Below are 17775 nucleotides of genomic sequence, written 5' to 3'. Positions count from 1 at the left end.
TAGTTCCCGTCTAGCTCCAGCGCCTAGCGCCTAGCAAACTTTCGGTTTCTTCCTACGATAAATCAACATCGTCTCGCCTTTTAGGCTCACCGTGTTTCCTTTATCTCGTCAGAACCCTAAAAAGTTTGTACGTCGCTGTACAGGCGCTTATACTTTTGTTCTTAACTAAAAGCCAATTTCAATCTTTCGATGCCTTCTTCAATAATAGAGCGAGGACAAGCCGTATTAATTCTAATAAAGCCTTCTCCACCTTGGCCGTAAGAATTTCCAAAATTGACTGCCAGTCCGGCTTTTTCAATTAGCCTTTCTCGAATTTCCTTATCAGAAAGCCCGGTTTTTCGGCAATCCACCCAAACAAGATAGGTGCCTTCTGGTTCTATCACTTCTAAATCAGATAATTCTTTTTCAATTCCTATTTTAAGAACATTAATATTTTCTTTTATGTATGCCAAAGCATCATCAAGCCATTTTTCCCCATGTTGATAGGCAGCTTCCATCGCAATAATTCCAAACGTATTTAATGTATGAAAGCCTTCCTTCTTTTGGATATCTTGTAATTTTTTTCGCATATCAGCATTTTCAACGATGATGAAAGATGACTGTAACCCTGCAAGATTAAATGTTTTGCTGGGTGCCATAAAGGTTACAATAAAATCCGAAAATGAAGGATCCAATGAGCAGATCGGTATATGCTTATGAGGAGCAAAGACAAGATCGGCATGAATTTCATCTGATGCGATCATGACTCCATATTCTCTACAAAGCTCTGCTATTTTAACGAGTTCCTCCTTAGACCAAACCCTTCCCGATGGATTATGCGGGCTGCATAGTAAAAAGAGTTTTACTCCGCTTTTCAATTTTTCCTCAAAATCGGCAAAATCAATTTCGAAGCGTCCATTTTTAAAAATAAGTGGAGAATTGACGACTTCTCTCATATTGCTTTCAATCATATTAAAAAAAGGCGTATACACAGGAGATTGCAAAAGGACCTTATCTCCGACCTCTGTAAAGGCACGAATCGCCATACCGATCGAAGGAACAACCCCAGGACTATACATAAGCCATGAAGGCTTTATATTCCACTGATGTCGTTTACTTATCCAATTTACAATCGCATTTGCTGTGTTATCCCCAATAAGGGTATAACCAAAAATACCATGCTCTACCCGCTGTTTCATTGCATCTAAAACTTCAGTTGGAGGGCGGAAATCCATATCGGCTACCCACATTGGGAGCAATTCATTTTTTCCGAAGGCTGCTTTCATTCCATCCCATTTTACGGACGATGTATTTTTTCTATCAATATTTTCTTCAAAATAATTCATTGATGGGCTCCTTTCAAAATAATTCCTTATATCTTCAATCATAAAGCCGGAAGGATGGATTTTACAAGTAACTATATGAAATGCTTTATTTCTTCGTAAACTTTTTTAGGTTTTTCTTCAGGCAACAAGTGGCCTGCGTCATTTAAAACGACTAGCTTAGAATGTGGCAAGTCTTCAGCAAGATGGTTCCCAATTTTTAATGGGACTACCTTATCATACTCCCCCCAAATAAGTAAGCATGGTGTTTGAATCGTTTGTAGTGCTTGAGGAGCAAGATCTCCTTCTCTATGGCGAAGCATTTTGGCCAAAGCTCGGAAAATCTCATTATGATGAAAAGGCTCTTCGTATCCCTTAATCATTTCTTCATCGATGATTGATTGATCGTATACGACAAGTTGCAAATTTCCTTTTACCCCGGATTTCTTAAGATAAGATTTCACAACAAGACCGATGAATGGAACATATGTTAAAAATTTAAGATGTGTTTTTGCACGTGGTACATACCCGGAACAACAGATAAGGATGGCTTTTGTAATTAGTTCGGGTCTTAAAAGAATCATATTTAACACAATCTGGCCGCCCATTGAATGTCCGGCTGCAATGAAATTTTTATAACCGAGCCTTTCAATAAGAGTTAGAATAGTACTGGCAATATTGGCATATGTATAATGGAATTTCGTTGATTTTCCGCTTTTTCCGAATGGAGGAAAATCAATCGAAATAATATTGAAGTCATTTTTTAAGAGAGGTATTAATCTCCGGAAGCTAAAAGTCGATGATAGAAATCCATGTATTAACAAGATAGTATCCTTGGCACAGGGCTGTTTATATTCTTCATAGTAAATATCTATTCCATTTACTACCATAGAGGAACGTGTTTGTTCCATCGTACCACCTCCAATTTATATAATACCCTATTAAAAAGGTTTGAAAGATTAGCCCAAGGGAAAATTTCTTATATAAGATAATGAAGCGTATTTTTGATTCTATTAATTCTCTATGATATAATTTACAATTGCGTAAATTAGGAGAAAATCTAATATAAACTAGGAGTGGTTCTATGACTACAAAATATGAAACGGGAGCAGTATTAACCGGTAAAGTAACCGGAATCCAACCATATGGAGCTTTTATTGCATTAGACGATCAAACACAAGGACTTGTTCATATTTCAGAAATTAAACACGGTTTTGTAAAAGATATCAATGAAGTTTTATCAATTGGTGAAGAAGTAAAAGTAAAAGTGTTAAACGTTGACGAAGAGAAAGGGAAAATCAGCTTATCCATCCGCGCTACCGAAGAAGCACCTAAGCAACAAGCACCTCGAACTCCCCGCCGTCAAGGTACAATTAAAACAGAACCAGCTGAAACAAGTAACGAAGGTTTTAACACTTTAAAAGATAAACTGCAAGAATGGATCGAGCAATCACGCGATGAACTAATTAAAAAATAATTTTGTTTAAAGGATGTCCTTCATAAGGGCATCTTTTTTTTATAATCGGGAATTTGGATATTTTTCACTTAATTATTATAGTTTTCGTGCTTCCTAGCTAAGTCGTCTATCATTTTTCTGGAGTCTCGACCGAACTTTGGAACGTGAACTACAAACGTCAGCGTTGGCGCACCAACATCCTTTTTGCTGTAAGAATCAAATAGACTCATGCGCTTTTGTTCCTCTCTAGGAAATTATAGATTGGAACCTTGTGGATAAATATTAGCAGGTAGTTCCCGTCTAGCTTCAGCGCCTAGCGCCTAGCAAACTTTCGGTTTCTTCCTACGATAAGTCAACATCGACTCGCCGTGTTTCCTTTATCTCGTCGGAACCCTATTGAGGAACGTCGACTAAAACCGCCACGTCCTGTGGCGACGTCGACGGACCCACATCCTGTGGGCCTGTACCTCGCTGAACAGGCGCTTGCGCTTTTGTAACTGAGATACAGTTTCTATTATGCTCATGAAAAAAATATGTTACTATTTATGTGAAGTAAAAAATGCCGATAGGGGGACGTAGTGTGATTCTTTATAGACATGAACCTTTTACAGATTTTTCTAAAGAGGAGAACAAGCTTGCTTTTGAAAAAGGATTACAAATAGTTAATAGTTATCTTGGTAGGGAATATCCGTTGATCATTGATGGTGAACGTATATCAACCGAAGAGAAGATAGTTTCTATCAACCCGGCAATTAAAGACGAAATAATTGGATACGTTTCCAAAGCGAATAAGGAGCTTGCTGAAATGGCGATGACTAGTTCTTTAAAGGCTTTTGAAACATGGAAAAAAACAAAACCTGAAACAAGAGCAGATGTTTTATTTAAAGCTGCTGCCATTATTAGACGTAGAAAACATGAATTCTCAGCACTTTTAGTTAAAGAAGCAGGAAAACCTTGGAATGAAGCGGATGCTGATACGGCTGAAGCGATTGATTTTATGGAGTATTACGGCAGACAAATGCTTGAAATAAAAGATGGAAAGCGCGTTGAAAGCAGGCCAGGAGAGTTTAATCGTTATCACTATATACCACTTGGTGTAAGCGTTGTTATTTCGCCTTGGAATTTTGCTCTAGCTATTATGGCTGGTACAACTGTCGCTTCCATGGTAACGGGAAATACTGTGTTATTAAAACCTGCATCCACAACCCCGGTCATTGCGGCAAAGTTTGTTGAGGTGCTTGAAGAAGCCGGAATGCCAAAAGGGGTAGTCAACTATATTCCAGGAAGTGGAGCAGAGGTCGGGGATTATTTAGTCGATCATCCGAAAACTCGTTTTATAAGTTTTACAGGTTCTAGAGAAGTAGGAACGAGAATTTATGAACGAGCTTCAAAAGTGAATGCAGGTCAAATTTGGCTTAAGCGTGTCATTGCAGAAATGGGTGGAAAAGATACAATCGTTGTAGATAAAGAAGCTGATCTTGAGTTGGCAGCAGAAGCAATCGTTAAGTCCGCCTTTGGCTTTTCCGGGCAAAAATGCTCGGCGTGTTCACGAGCTGTTATTGTAGAAGACGTTTATGACCAAGTACTTGCACGAGCAGTAGAGCTAACAAAAGAACTAAAAGTAGGGGATCCAGCTCTTCAACATCATTTTATGGGACCCGTAAATGATCAAAGTGCGTACAATAAAATAATGAAATATATTGAGATTGGAAAAGAGGAAGGTAAGCTTATGGTCGGAGGAGAAGGTGACGATTCCAAAGGCTACTTTGTTCAGCCGACCATTTTTGCAGATTTAGATCCAGAAGCAAGAATGATGAAGGAAGAGATTTTTGGTCCAGTTGTGGCGTTTGCAAAAGCAAAGGACTTTAAAGAAGCAATTGATATTGCCAATAACACAGAATATGGATTAACAGGTGCCGTCATTACAAAGAATCGTGAACATCTAGAGCTTGCTCGCGAAGAATTCCATGTTGGTAATCTTTATTTCAACCGTGGATGTACTGGTGCAATCGTCGGCTATCAGCCTTTCGGAGGTTTCAATATGAGTGGAACCGATTCTAAAGCAGGTGGACCTGATTATTTACTACTTCATATGCAAGCTAAAACAACGTCCGAAATGCTCTAATTTCTTATCTGGAAAACAGGGGGTTTTGAATTTGGGTACAGAGGAAATCATTGCGCAAACCGAAAAATTCGGAGCAAAAAATTATAATCCTCTGCCAGTTGTTATTTCTGAGGCAGAAGGGGTATGGGTAATAGATCCGGAAGGAAATAAATATTTGGATATGCTGAGTGCATATTCCGCTGTTAATCAAGGGCATCGTCATCCTAAAATTATCCAAGCATTAAAAGATCAAGCAGACCGTGTTACTTTAACTTCGCGTGCATTCCATAATGATATGCTCGGACCATGGTATGAGAAAGTATGTCAATTGACGAATAAAAATATGGTTCTTCCTATGAATACAGGGGCCGAAGCGGTCGAAACAGCAATAAAAGCAGCAAGGCGGTGGGCATATGAAATAAAGAACGTTAAGGAAAATAAAGCTGAAATCATTGCTTGTGAAGGTAACTTTCATGGCCGAACGATGACCGCTATTTCTCTATCATCAGAAGATGAATATAAATACCGATTTGGCCCAATGCTACCTGGTATTAAGCTTATTCCCTATGGTGATATTGAAGCTTTGAAAAAAGCCATAACGTCTGACACTGCTGCATTTTTATTAGAGCCGATTCAAGGAGAAGCAGGAATCATCATTCCTCCTGATGGTTTTTTAAAAGAAGCTTATAAGATTTGTAGAGAAAACAATGTATTATTCATTGCGGATGAAATACAATCTGGATTAGGGCGATCGGGGAAAATGTTTGCTTGTGATTGGGAAGCGGTTGAACCGGATATGTATATATTAGGCAAGGCTTTAGGCGGTGGAGTATTTCCAATTTCCTGTGTTGCGGCAAACAGTGATATTCTTGGAGTGTTCAACCCAGGTTCCCACGGTTCAACCTTTGGTGGTAATCCAATCGCCTGTGCTGTTTCAATAGTTGCGCTTGATGTGATTCATAATGAAAATCTTTGCGAGCAATCACTTGAACTTGGACTATATTTTATGTCAAAATTAAATGAAATTGATAATCCGACGATAAAAGAAGTAAGAGGAAAAGGTTTATTTATCGGAGTCGAGTTATATGAAAATGCTCGCCCATATTGTGAATCTTTAATGAAAGAAGGACTTCTTTGTAAGGAAACACATGAAAACGTCATTCGTTTTGCCCCTCCATTAACGATTACTAGAGAAGAATTGGACTGGGCGATTGAACGGATTAAAAAAGTACTCGTAAAATGATATAATGAACCTGATTACAAAATAAAGAGGCGAAAAATAACAATGGCAGAAAATCTTAACCTATTTACATCAACACAAGAGGTAATAAAAGATGGCCTCCATAAGCTTGGTTTCGGTGAAGAGATGTATGAACTTTTAAAAGAACCGATGAGAATGTTGACCGTACGAATTCCAGTAAGGATGGATGATGGATCTGTCAACATTTACACAGGTTTTCGAGCGCAACATAACGATTCAGTTGGACCTACAAAAGGTGGTGTCCGTTTCCACCCAGACGTAACAGAAGAAGAAGTAAAAGCAATGTCTATGTGGATGAGTATAAAATGTGGAATTGTTAATCTTCCTTACGGTGGGGGAAAGGGCGGTATCATCTGCGACCCTCGTACGATGTCTATGGGCGAAATAGAGCGTTTAAGCCGCGGGTACGTTCGTGCTATTAGTCAAATAGTCGGTCCAACAAAAGATATTCCGGCACCCGACGTATACACAAACTCTCAGATCATGGCTTGGATGATGGACGAATATAGCCGTCTTCGTGAAAATGATTCTCCGGGCTTTATTACAGGAAAGCCAATTGTGCTTGGTGGTTCACAAGGTAGGGAAAAGGCAACTGCTCAAGGTGTAACGATATGTATTGAAGAAGCTGCCAAAAAACGAGGAATCGATTTAAAAAATGCCAGAATCGTTATTCAAGGATTTGGAAATGCAGGAAGTTTTCTATCTAAGTTTTTATATGATGCGGGAGCAAAAATCGTAGGTATTTCTGATGCGTATGGAGCTCTCCACGATCCTGATGGTTTGGATATCGACTACTTACTAGATCGTCGTGACAGTTTCGGAACAGTTACAACCTTGTTTGATAATACAATTACAAACAAAGAACTATTTGAACTGGATTGCGACATTATCGTACCAGCTGCAGTGGCTAATCAAATTACTGCAGAAAACGCACCTAATATTAAAGCATCCATTGTTGTTGAAGCAGCAAATGGCCCGACAACAGAAGAAGCAACTAGAATATTAAGTGAAAGAGGAGTTTTACTTGTTCCGGATGTCCTTGCAAGTGCCGGAGGGGTTACCGTTTCTTACTTTGAATGGGTCCAAAACAATCAAGGTTACTATTGGACGGAAGAAGAAGTTAACGAAAAGCTTCAAACAAAGCTAGTTGAAGCATTCGAAAATGTTTACAATACCGCCGAAAGCCGTCGAGTAAATATGCGACTTGCAGCATATATGGTCGGCCTGCGCAACGTAGCAGAGGCTTCCCGTTTTAGAGGATGGGTGTAATATAATGATTAAAATACCACAGTGAGAGTCACTGTGGTATTTTATTTCGAGTGTATTGAATTTCGTTGAAGGCGTATATAACTAGGAATCGAAATGATGGAATCACCGTTGTACTTGGCCATAGAAAAAACTTTTGTACTGCACAACCTTTATTTTTGCGAAAGAATACCAATCCAGTTATTGGTCCCCTTGGCAAAGTGGAAAAGGTAACTGAAGGTTACGATTTGGTATATATACAAAAGTCGAGTAAAAATTGGCACATTGCACGTACAATAATTAACTAAAAATTGAATACGAATTTTAAAAGTGCCAGTCCCGTTACATCTATATAAAACACCTTTCCATAATAGAAGGTAAGAAGCTTATTCCACTAAGTTGTACCTCGCGTGCTTTAATTTTCTTGAAAATCTCCCCTCGTTGGGCTAGAGTATACCATATAGATTTTGTTCTAAGGAGGAAAAGTGATGGGACATCTTAAGTTTGATTACTCAAAAGCACTGACATTTTTCGGTGAACATGAAATTACATATTTACAAGCAGCAGTTGAAACAGCTCATAAGCAATTACATGAAAAAACTGGAGCTGGAAATGATTATACTGGTTGGGTGGATCTTCCGGTTGATTATGATCAAGAAGAATTTTCTCGCATAAAAAAAGCATCAGAAAAAATCAAAAAAGATAGTGATGTTTTGCTAGTTATTGGAATAGGCGGTTCTTACCTAGGCGCACGTGCAGCGATTGAAATGCTTAATCATAGTTTTTATAATGCTCTGCCTTCTGAAAAACGTAAAACGCCTCAAGTCTTTTTTGTAGGAAATAATATTAGCTCGACATACATGAAGGATTTAATGGATTTGCTTGACGGAAAAGATTTTTCTATCAATGTTATTTCTAAATCGGGAACCACAACGGAACCTGCGCTAGCTTTCCGTATTTTCCGCAAACTTTTAGAAGAAAAGTACGGAAGTGAAGAGGCTAAGAAACGTATTTACGCGACAACTGATCAAGCGAAGGGTGCATTGAAAACATTAGCAAATGAAGAAGGCTATGAATCATTTGTTATCCCGGATGATGTGGGAGGTCGCTATTCTGTTCTAACAGCAGTCGGGTTGCTTCCAATTGCGGTGAGTGGTGTGGATATTGAAGAAATGATGAAAGGTGCTGCAGATGCCCGCGACGATTTTAGCAGTCCTGAGCTTGATAAAAATATTTCTTACCAATATGCGGCCATTCGCAATGCTTTATACAATAAAGGAAAAACAATTGAAATGCTTATTAACTATGAACCAGGCTTGCAATATTTTTCCGAGTGGTGGAAGCAATTATTTGGTGAAAGTGAAGGAAAAGACCAAAAAGGAATTTTCCCTTCATCAGCTAATTTTTCTACAGATCTTCATTCACTTGGTCAATATGTACAAGAAGGCCGTCGTGATTTATTCGAAACGGTCATTAAGGTGAAAAATTCTCGCCATGAGCTTGTCATCGAAAGTGAAGAAGGCGACTTAGATGGATTGAACTATTTAGAAGGTAAAACGGTAGATTTCGTAAATGATAAAGCATTTGAAGGTACACTTTTAGCTCATACAGATGGCGGTGTTCCCAATTTAGTAGTAGAAATTCCTGCTATGGACGCTTACACTTTTGGTTATCTCGTATATTTCTTCGAAAAAGCTTGTGCGATAAGCGGATATTTACTTGGTGTTAATCCATTTGATCAGCCAGGAGTAGAAGCATATAAAGTAAATATGTTTGCACTTCTTGGAAAACCTGGATTCGAAGAGAAAAAAGTAGAATTAGAAAAAAGATTGAAATAATGTGGAGGCACCTACGTAATGTAGGTGCTCCTTTTTTATGAGAATAACCCTTCGTTTTCCATGGAATAATAGTTGGAAACGAAGGAGTGATTGAAAAGTGTTTGAAATCAATTCAACGATAGAAGGCAAGGAGTTTAATTTACATAAGTTGGAACAATTACTGAAGCCTAAGGGATATGTCATTGGTGGCAATTGGGAATATGATCGTGGTTTTTTTGATTATAAAATGGCTGATGATGGTGGATATCAATTCCTTCGCGTTCCATTTACCGCTGTTTGGGGTGAACTTGATACACCAGGGGTCGTCGTAAAATTAGGAACACCATTTGTTCTATCTCATGTATATCAAAAGGGGTTGGATGACCATGCTGATAGTAGCAATATGTCGGCTTCGTTCAACCAATTTTCCGAACCGGAAGATTCTGATGGCAGCCTCGATGAAAAGTATATTCAAATGGGGAAAGACTTAGTAAACGAATTAGAAACCATAGTATCTTATTAAATTCTATTTGATGAAATTGAACGCCTGTTCCTTAATGTTTTTAAAAGGAGGTTTATAAATGAGGAGACTTCTTGTAGAATCTTTGGCATCCGGAGTTAAGTTAGAAATGATATATGTATCGGATAAAATGGTTGTAACTCAAAGGACGATCAAGGTTTTAGCACTAGGAGAGTCAACATTTAAGGCCTTCTGTTATTTGCGCAGAAAACAAAGGTTTTTTAAGATTGAAAATATCCTTTCTATAAGAGTTCCGAAAAAGAAGTTTAGCCGAGGGGCTTAAATTGGTAAATGATAATATCCTTTATTATTTCCAATTCAAGCTAGTGAATAGTAGTGATGCAGAAATTATGATATAATAGAAAAGTTAACTTCCTTAGAAAGAAGGAAATATAATGGACGTAGCATCAATACTAGGAATTACATTTAGCTCGGCAGCCATCGTTGTATTGTTGAAAATTATCGCTATTGATATTGTATTATCAGGTGATAATGCAATTGTAATTGCTATGGCAACTAGAAACTTAAAGAAGGAACTACAGAATAAGGCTATTATTTGGGGTACGGCTGGAGCGGTCATCTTAAGGATCGTATTTGCCATCATAATCGTTTGGTTATTGCAGATTCCTTTTGTAAATATTATCGGTGGTGTATTGCTTTTATGGATTGCATACACTGTTCTTGTTGGTGGAAAAGATGAGTCACATATATCATCGCATAATGGATTTATGAAAGCAGTAGGAACGATTATAATGGCGGACGCCGTAATGAGCTTAGATAATGTTGTTGCGGTAGCTGGTGCTGCAGATGGTCACGTTATGATGATTGCCATAGGAGTTGCAATCAGTATACCGATCATGATTTTCGGCTCTAAATTTATCGTAAAAGTTATGGATAAGTATCATTGGATTGCTTATGCAGGTTCCGGCATTTTAGCATGGACGGCTGGAGAAATGCTGTTAAAGGACAAGCATATTGACGAGTGGATCGGCATCTCTGAAGGACTAATGACTTATTTAACAATTGCATGCATTACAGTACTTGTCCTACTTACAGGATATTTTACAAATAAAAGAAATGCCTTTAAAAGAAGAGAAGGGCAGCAGTATAGCCAATAACATTAATTTTAAACAATCAGTTACAAGTAAACGTAGCTGGTTGTTTTTTTGTTGTCTTTGGAAGAGTTTTGGAGAATGTTTCTTTGTAAGGGGATTATGGTAATTCCTTTTAATGGACCGATTCATAAAAAAGAGTACGTTAATTGCTCTATCTATATTAACAAGAATGAAATTTTTAAATCCAAGCATTATTTAATTCTAAAGAAATGTTATTGAAAAAAAGAAAAAAAGTTACATTTAGGCACCTTTAAAATTTATTTTTTTATATTTCCAGAAACGAGGACTGAACCTAAAACATGGAAAAAGGCTTGCTGATATAATCATCTGCACCAAAACCTAGACCTAACGCTTTATCTATGTCACTCCCTTTTGCAGAAATGATTAAGACAGGAACTAAACTTGTTGTTCTTATCTGCTTTAGAAAATCCATCCCATTTAGCTTAGGGAGCATTAAATCAAGTAAGATTAAATCCACTTTATATTTTTTAAGAAGAGCCAATGCTTCCTCTCCATCAAATGCAGTAAGTACCGTAAAATTCTCCTGTTCCAAGTGACTTTTAACCAATTTGCTAATATCTCTATTATCCTCTACAAGCATAACATTCCTTTGCACACTTTCACTTCCATTCTTTGTGCGAATATCACCACATTTAAAAAAATGGCATATTCAATTTTTTATCTCAAAAAAACAATTTCGATGCCCAATCAAAAACTCCTTCTTATCCCATTAAATGGATCTTAACTAGGATAACATATCGTCTTTTAAATATCTTTATTCATTTAACAGAAGATTCATGGACTTGAAGTTTGTTATGGGCGTAACCGTAATGGCGAAGTATTCATATCATTATAAATAGAAGGGGTTAAAAATCTAAAAAGGTGCTTGCCATGTCAATCGTGATAATTCATGTAAAAGGAGGAGAGCAAAGTGGTGAAAATCTTTATTGACCCTGGCCACGGGGGTTCTGATACAGGAGCCACAGGATATGGATTAAGGGAAAAAGATTTGACATTAAGCATTTCCAAAAAAATTGAGACAATGTTAATAAATGAATATGACAATGTGCAAGTAAAGATGAGTCGTACGGGTGATCAAACCGTTTCATTAATTGAACGGACTAATGCAGCAAATGCTTGGAATGCAGATTTTTTGCTTTCAGTCCATATTAACGCTAGTGGTGGTTCAGGCTTTGAAAGTTATATTTATATTGGACAATTTCCAAGTCGTGCTGCAACTGACCAAAAACGAAATATCATTCATGACGAGGTCATAAAAGCTACTGGGTTGATTGATCGCGGAAAAAAAGAAGCCGATTTTCATATGGTCCGTGAGTCCCAAATGCAAAGTGTGTTAACTGAAAATGGCTTTATTGATAACGCACACGATGCAAATCTGTTAAGCCAGTCATCCTTTTTGGACAAGATAGCAAGAGGACATGCAAAAGGATTAGAAAAAGCATTGAAGTTAAAAAAGAAAGCTTCTCAACCATTAGCTGCTGTATCTTCAACATCGGTCACTTCTTCATCAAATGAGAAAGCAAATGATGAAAAATACAAAGTTAATAAAACGTTGGATGGCTACTATACAGCAGTTGATGCAAAGGCAGAAGGTAATAAGAAAACCACAGTAACAAAAGGGGATTATTTCGTATTCAACCGTTCACAAGGAATGGTTAACGTTACAAAAGTAAAAGGGATGCCAGGGAGTTGGATTAATCCAAAACATAATAACGGGGCAAATGGACCGGAAAATTTCCTGATAAGAGTGAAAGCAAATGAATTATGGTATTACAACAAACCTGACTGGAATGCTCGGGAAGGAAAGGTTAAGAAGAGGGAAGTATTTACAGTAGTCGATGCTTTCACCGTAAATGGATCAAAAATGTACGAATTAAAAAGTGGAACATATATTACTGCAAATCCTCAGTATGTAGAGAAAATATAGGCTAAAAAGCTATAAAACTACCATTATGGTAGTTTTATAGCTTTTTTATTTTAAAATTATTTGAAATAATGAAATAATTATTGACAATGATATTGCAAACATTTCTAATATAGTAAAGTGAATACATAAATTAACAGTATTTACAAAATAGTGCTTTGTTAGATACTCAACTCTGATACTACTTCAAATTTTATATGATTTAGATTAGGGAGTGAATGGATTGCCCAATCAAAAAGTGGTAGCCGGAATAGATTTAGGTGGGACAAAGACCCTAATAGGACTGGTTGATAGCACAGGGAAAATATTGATTACTAAACAGTTTCCAACAAACATCCATGACCATCCTAAAGACCATATTGAAAAATGTATAAAAATTTTAGGTGATTGTATACAAAAAATAAGTATCAATGAGGACTCATTACTTGGGATTGGTGTGAATGTACCTGGATTGGCTGATCCTAAAAATGGCGTCTTAATTCATGCACCTTATTCAGGATGGAAAAATGTGCAGGTTAAAAATTATCTTCAAGAAAGATGGTCGGAAATACCGATTCGAATTGCAAATGATGTAAATTCCTGTGCTTTGGGTGAACTTGTTTTTGGAAAAGGAAAAGAGTTTAATCAATTTCTTTGGGTGACAATCAGTACTGGAATTGGCGGAGGAATAATAATTGACCGCAAAGTTTATGAAGGTGAACATTTTATTGCTGGTGAGATAGGACATTTAGTCGTTGAATGGGAAAATGGCAATCTTTGTGGCTGCGGAAATTGCGGATGTTTAGAGGCACATGCATCCGGAACCGCAATTGCTAAAATGGCGGAAATGGAAAAAATATCTCCTGCAACAGCAAAAAATGTCGCGGAATTGGCTTATAACGGAAATAAAATAGCCTTAGATATTTATAGGCAAGCTGGCGAATATATTGGGAGAGCATTTTCATATGCAGCAAATGTTTTAAATCCAGGTGCAATTATTATAGGCGGGGGAGTTAGCTTGTCATTCGACTTGCTTGAGCCGCACATCCGAAAAACATTTCGGTCGGCAGTAATTGATGAATCAAATAAAAACATTCCTATTTTAAGAACAGCTCTTGGGTACGAAGCTGGCTTAATAGGGGCTGCTAGTTTGATATATGCAAACGAATGATAAGGAGCTGAATGTTTTGTTTCGATCCTACTATATTGAATATCAATCCGAATGGTTAAGGGTAATCCAACAGTTAGATGTCAGTATCATTGAAAAAATTTACAAGACGATTAAAAACTCAACCGAAAAGAATCATCAAATATTTGTGTTGGGGAATGGAGGAAGTGCAGCTTCTGCTTCACACTGGGCATGTGATTTTGGTAAAGGAGTCAATGTAGATGGAGTGAAAAGGATACGAATATTCAGTTTGACTGATCAAATTCCACTTATGACAGCCTATGGGAATGATATGAGTTACGCAGATATTTTCGTTGAACAGTTAAAAAATGTCTTAAATCCAGGAGATATCGTCATCGGTCTTTCTGTATCCGGCGACTCCGAAAATGTAGTTCGAGCATTTCAATATGCAAGAGATTCGGGAGCAACCATTATATCATTAATTGGAGAAAAAGCAGGAAGAATGAAAGGTCTTTCTGATATTTCACTTGTTATTCCTTCAAGTGACTACGGAGTAGTGGAGGATGCTCATATGTATGTTAACCATGTAATCTCACAATATATGAGGAAAGAGAATGTTAGGAATAAATTGTTACTAGAAAAATAATACATTTTGTTTGGCGGATTAGGGAAAATAAGACTGTCTTAAAGTAGATGTGGAGGAAAAATCATATGAAAATGCTGCTTGGGATTGATGTTGGAACTACGAACTGTAAGGCTGCTGTATTTGATGAAATGGGAAAATGCCTGAAAATTGCTAGCAGAGCGACAAAGACCCATTATCGAGAAGATGGGCAAGCTTTTTATAACCCAGATGAGATTTGGGAGATTGTATCTTCAAATATAAAAGATGCGATTGAAGATTATAAGCAATCCATTTCAGTCATTGGGATTACAAGTATGGCAGAAACAGGGCTGCTCATTGATAAAAAGTCTATGTTGCCGAAAACGGAAATGATCCCTTGGTTCGATAAACGGGCAATGGAAGAAACAGAGTTTATTTTAAAATCATCAGATCCTATTGATCGTTTTTCTAAATCGGGTTTACGGCCTAGTTTTAAATATGGTTTGCCGAAGTTATTATGGTTAAAAAAACAAGATTCTAATATTACAAGAGATGCGGTTTGGCTATCTGCTTCAGATTTTATCGCATTTAAACTAACGGGAGAATTTGGAACAGATTATTCACTTGGGGCAAGGACGTACGGTTTTCGAATCGATGAAAAAATATGGGATGTTCCTTGGTTAAACACATTTGGATTAGACGATACCTTATTTCCTGCGGCTCACCTGGCTGGAACACCGATTGGAGAAGTAAATAATCAAGAATGTATTGATTTCGGGCTTTCAAAAGGTACACCAGTTGCAGTATCAGGTCATGATCACGTTTGTGCGGCTTTAGCTGTTGGAGCAGTTAATCCCGATACTATACTTGACTCTATGGGAACAGCTGAAACATTAGTTGGCTCTTTTAAGGAGAGACGACTTGGAGAAAAGGAATTCAAATCAGGTTTATCTTATGGCTGTCATGTCGTGAAGGATCGGTATTTTTGGATGGGAGGAAATCCATCTTCAGGTGGATCGGTTGAATGGATGCGTTCACAACTTTCTGATACCCAACTATCGTATGACGAAATGCTTCGCTTACTTGCAGAAACTACGGAAGGTCCTACTGGAATTTTATATTTTCCATATTTGTCTGGAAGTGGGGCTCCGAATCCAAATCCATATGCAAAAGCAGCTTTTATTGGCTTGGAAAAAAATCATGGAAGAAAAGACATCATTAAGTCAATGCTTGAAGGTACAGCGTATCAAATGAAATTAGTTCAAAAATCAGCTGAAGAAATTGCTGGAAAAGAGATAACCAAAGTAGTGGCCGTAGGCGGCGGCACGAAAAATAAATATTGGATGCAAATAAAAGCAGATGTGTCAGGATGTACATATTCTATTCCTGATATAAGCGAGTCCACCCTACTAGGCGCAGCGATGGCGGCTGGAATTGGCAGTGGAATATATCGCGATGAACTAGAAGCTATTGAAAAAATTAGCAATCAGTTTCTTAGTGAAATAAGACCAAATGAAGTAAATCATTCTGCTTATCAGGCTGTTTATGAACGGGATTATCTTTTGATGGAAGAGCTACTTCGAACTTATTATAAAAAACAACAAAGTTGAGCTAAGTATGATTTAGGAGATTATGAAAAAGGGCTATTTTTGGTCGGTAAAAGCTTGAGGAATAAGAGGATAAATATTGATTATATATGTCAAAAATGGTCAAGGAACGATTATTCAACACTTTATCTAATACACTAATTAAACTTAACATTTATCGTGATTAGCTTCATTAAGGACAGTTTAGTGTCCTTTTTTTATGGGGAAATCGCCATCTCTCAGCAATCCTAATTCTGCTGAAAATTTACATAGGGGTAAATTAATTATTTAGTTTCAAATTAAATACGGAAATATATGGGAACCTTTTGCAATCTTTAAAGTCTAATGATCGAAGGGGGGAGAGCGAATTGGAAACGGATGTATTGTTAGCGCAAAAAGGAGATAAAGAGGCGTTTTCTCGTTTAATTGAAGAATGCCAGCTTACTTTGTACCGTGTTTCAAAAGGCATCTTAAAAGATGATACGGATTGTGCCGATGCCATACAGGAAACAATACTCAAGAGTTACCATTCTATTATTAATCTAAAACAACCAAAATATTTTAAAACATGGCTTACTAGAATACTTATCAATGAATGTAACGACATATTAAGAAAAAGGAAAAAAATAATTTTATTAGAATCAGTTGATGATATTGGAAGTAGTGAAGAAAATACGGAAGCACTTATCGATCTAAAGTTAGCATTATCGAAGCTAGAATATAACCATCGTACTGTACTTATACTTTTTTACTATGAAGAGTTTTCAATTAAAGAAATTGCACAAATACTGAAAGTAAGGGAAGGGACCGTTAAATCAAGATTGAACCGTGCTCGTCAGAAACTCTCATCTGTCCTCAATCTATATAAGGATGAAAGGGGTATAGAAAATGAATAACAGTAAAATTGACTTTGCTTTGAAGAAGCAGTTTGAAAAGGAACAACTGGAAGTTCCTGAATTGATAAAACAAAGAATACACTACACACTGGAAAACTTACCAGAAAGAAAAAAGCCAAAAATTATATTTTACACTGGTAAATTTAAATACGTTTTAGGAAGTATCGTTTGTCTAATGTTAGCATTCGTAACGATCATTCCTTTTATCTCTAATCAGTTTCGATCAGGGAACCATTATGCTATTCCTGACGACATGACAACTGTTCAATTAGAAACTTTTACTACGGTCATGCCTAAGTCATGGAAAACAGTTGAATTTGGGGATGAAATGAACCGTATGATTAATATAGGACCACCTGATCAAAGTGTGTGGCTGACAGTTTCAGAAGGGGTTTACTTTATAACGACTGGCGTTGGAGAAAGGAACATTTTGATGGAGAATTTTGAATCAAGTGATTCGTATAAGGATTTTGTTGATAAAATGTTTAATTATCATCATTCTTCTCATGGAATGTCTATTGAAGAAATTGATAAAGTTGACAATATCCCTATTTTTATGAATAAAATTGATGACCAGATTATGTTAATGGCCTATCCTGTCGTGGACAAAAAACCCTTCGCCATTTTCATGCAAAGCGGTGAGATTAATACTGTGGAGAAGCTAAAAGAGGAAGGGTACTATCAGTATTTTAAGCAAGCCATTCTGTTAACTCATCCTAATTAATGAGCAATACCTCATTAAATTTTGAAAGAGTAAGAGTTTTGATTTTTATTAAATGGTGATGGTTGAGATACCTAGTTTCATTAGAAAACATAA

General features: G+C 37.0%; 16 protein-coding genes and 1 pseudogene. 14 read left to right on the top strand and 3 right to left on the bottom strand.

What is annotated here, in order from left to right; all coding sequences use genetic code 11:
• Positions 1–161: 161 nt before the first annotated feature.
• Together KHA97_RS09025 and KHA97_RS09020 are read right to left on the bottom strand one after the other, a co-directional pair.
• Complete coding sequence (locus tag KHA97_RS09025; RefSeq protein ID WP_213124432.1) at positions 162–1325, bottom strand: MalY/PatB family protein; 1164 nt, start codon at positions 1323–1325, stop codon at positions 162–164.
• A gap of 71 nt (positions 1326–1396) precedes the next feature.
• Positions 1397–2212, bottom strand: a complete 816-nt coding sequence (locus KHA97_RS09020) for an alpha/beta fold hydrolase (protein ID WP_213124431.1) — start codon at positions 2210–2212, stop codon at positions 1397–1399.
• 173 nt (positions 2213–2385) lie between these two features.
• Between KHA97_RS09020 and yugI the strand changes: the two genes are divergently transcribed.
• The 8 genes from yugI to KHA97_RS08980 all read left to right on the top strand — a co-directional run bounded on the left by yugI (position 2386) and on the right by KHA97_RS08980 (position 10822).
• Positions 2386–2778 (top strand): S1 domain-containing post-transcriptional regulator GSP13, encoded by a 393-nt coding sequence (gene yugI / locus KHA97_RS09015; protein WP_213124430.1) that lies wholly within the window; start codon positions 2386–2388, stop codon positions 2776–2778.
• A 559-nt stretch (positions 2779–3337) separates the two neighbouring features.
• Entirely contained in the window at positions 3338–4882 is a 1545-nt protein-coding gene (gene pruA, locus KHA97_RS09010) for an L-glutamate gamma-semialdehyde dehydrogenase (protein ID WP_325167434.1), read from the top strand.
• A 31-nt stretch (positions 4883–4913) separates the two neighbouring features.
• Positions 4914–6104, top strand: a complete 1191-nt coding sequence (locus tag KHA97_RS09005) for an ornithine--oxo-acid transaminase (RefSeq protein WP_407658011.1) — start codon at positions 4914–4916, stop codon at positions 6102–6104.
• Positions 6105–6146: 42 nt separating this feature from the next.
• Positions 6147–7391: a Glu/Leu/Phe/Val family dehydrogenase gene (locus KHA97_RS09000; RefSeq protein WP_213124427.1), complete on the top strand. Its 1245-nt coding sequence runs from the start codon at positions 6147–6149 to the stop codon at positions 7389–7391.
• 464 nt (positions 7392–7855) lie between these two features.
• Positions 7856–9205: a glucose-6-phosphate isomerase gene (locus KHA97_RS08995; RefSeq protein ID WP_213124426.1), complete on the top strand. Its 1350-nt coding sequence runs from the start codon at positions 7856–7858 to the stop codon at positions 9203–9205.
• A gap of 97 nt (positions 9206–9302) precedes the next feature.
• The gene (locus KHA97_RS08990) at positions 9303–9707 is read left to right on the top strand and encodes a YugN-like family protein (protein ID WP_213124425.1); all 405 of its coding nucleotides are present in this window, start codon (positions 9303–9305) and stop codon (positions 9705–9707) included.
• 58 nt (positions 9708–9765) lie between these two features.
• Positions 9766–9987, top strand: coding sequence for a hypothetical protein (locus tag KHA97_RS08985; protein WP_213124424.1), 222 nt, complete (start codon positions 9766–9768; stop codon positions 9985–9987).
• A 112-nt stretch (positions 9988–10099) separates the two neighbouring features.
• Positions 10100–10822, top strand: coding sequence for a TerC family protein (locus KHA97_RS08980; RefSeq protein ID WP_213124423.1), 723 nt, complete (start codon positions 10100–10102; stop codon positions 10820–10822).
• 295 nt (positions 10823–11117) lie between these two features.
• On the opposite strand, the pseudogene KHA97_RS08975 reads toward KHA97_RS08980, so the two are convergent.
• Positions 11118–11420: pseudogene (locus tag KHA97_RS08975) on the bottom strand (response regulator); the annotation flags it as partial.
• Positions 11421–11750: 330 nt separating this feature from the next.
• Here KHA97_RS08975 and KHA97_RS24595 point away from each other — a divergent pair.
• The 6 genes from KHA97_RS24595 to KHA97_RS08940 all read left to right on the top strand — a co-directional run bounded on the left by KHA97_RS24595 (position 11751) and on the right by KHA97_RS08940 (position 17682).
• Positions 11751–12767 (top strand): N-acetylmuramoyl-L-alanine amidase, encoded by a 1017-nt coding sequence (locus KHA97_RS24595; protein WP_407658010.1) that lies wholly within the window; start codon positions 11751–11753, stop codon positions 12765–12767.
• A 220-nt stretch (positions 12768–12987) separates the two neighbouring features.
• The gene (locus tag KHA97_RS08960; RefSeq protein ID WP_213124422.1) at positions 12988–13914 is read left to right on the top strand and encodes an ROK family protein; all 927 of its coding nucleotides are present in this window, start codon (positions 12988–12990) and stop codon (positions 13912–13914) included.
• 16 nt (positions 13915–13930) lie between these two features.
• Positions 13931–14518, top strand: a complete 588-nt coding sequence (locus KHA97_RS08955) for an SIS domain-containing protein (protein WP_213124421.1) — start codon at positions 13931–13933, stop codon at positions 14516–14518.
• Positions 14519–14583: 65 nt separating this feature from the next.
• Positions 14584–16086: an FGGY-family carbohydrate kinase gene (locus KHA97_RS08950; protein WP_213124420.1), complete on the top strand. Its 1503-nt coding sequence runs from the start codon at positions 14584–14586 to the stop codon at positions 16084–16086.
• Positions 16087–16430: 344 nt separating this feature from the next.
• Positions 16431–16958 (top strand): sigma-70 family RNA polymerase sigma factor, encoded by a 528-nt coding sequence (locus KHA97_RS08945; RefSeq protein ID WP_213124419.1) that lies wholly within the window; start codon positions 16431–16433, stop codon positions 16956–16958.
• Complete coding sequence (locus KHA97_RS08940; RefSeq protein ID WP_213124418.1) at positions 16951–17682, top strand: hypothetical protein; 732 nt, start codon at positions 16951–16953, stop codon at positions 17680–17682. The genes KHA97_RS08945 and KHA97_RS08940 overlap by 8 nt, the downstream gene beginning before the upstream one ends.
• The last annotated feature ends 93 nt before the right edge of the window (positions 17683–17775 follow it).

It is taken from the genome of Lederbergia citri, assembly GCF_018343625.1.
GTDB lineage: Bacteria > Bacillota > Bacilli > Bacillales > Bacillaceae_C > Lederbergia > Lederbergia citri.
The sequence above is the reverse complement of the archived record's forward strand: the minus strand, read 5'-3'. Positions and strand labels throughout refer to the sequence as shown.

Bases quoted from the DNA above. Each gene is read 5' to 3' on its own strand.
- yugI (WP_213124430.1), top strand. From the start codon at position 2,386: ATGACTACAAAATATGAAACGGGAGCAGTATTAACCGGTAAAGTAACC.
- KHA97_RS08985 (WP_213124424.1), top strand. From the start codon at position 9,766: ATGAGGAGACTTCTTGTAGAATCTTTGGCATCCGGAGTTAAGTTAGAA.
- KHA97_RS08995 (WP_213124426.1), top strand. From the start codon at position 7,856: ATGGGACATCTTAAGTTTGATTACTCAAAAGCACTGACATTTTTCGGT.
- KHA97_RS09020 (WP_213124431.1), bottom strand. From the start codon at position 2,212: ATGGAACAAACACGTTCCTCTATGGTAGTAAATGGAATAGATATTTAC.
- KHA97_RS09025 (WP_213124432.1), bottom strand. From the start codon at position 1,325: ATGAATTATTTTGAAGAAAATATTGATAGAAAAAATACATCGTCCGTA.
- KHA97_RS08980 (WP_213124423.1), top strand. From the start codon at position 10,100: ATGGACGTAGCATCAATACTAGGAATTACATTTAGCTCGGCAGCCATC.
- KHA97_RS09000 (WP_213124427.1), top strand. From the start codon at position 6,147: ATGGCAGAAAATCTTAACCTATTTACATCAACACAAGAGGTAATAAAA.
- KHA97_RS08940 (WP_213124418.1), top strand. From the start codon at position 16,951: ATGAATAACAGTAAAATTGACTTTGCTTTGAAGAAGCAGTTTGAAAAG.
- KHA97_RS08950 (WP_213124420.1), top strand. From the start codon at position 14,584: ATGAAAATGCTGCTTGGGATTGATGTTGGAACTACGAACTGTAAGGCT.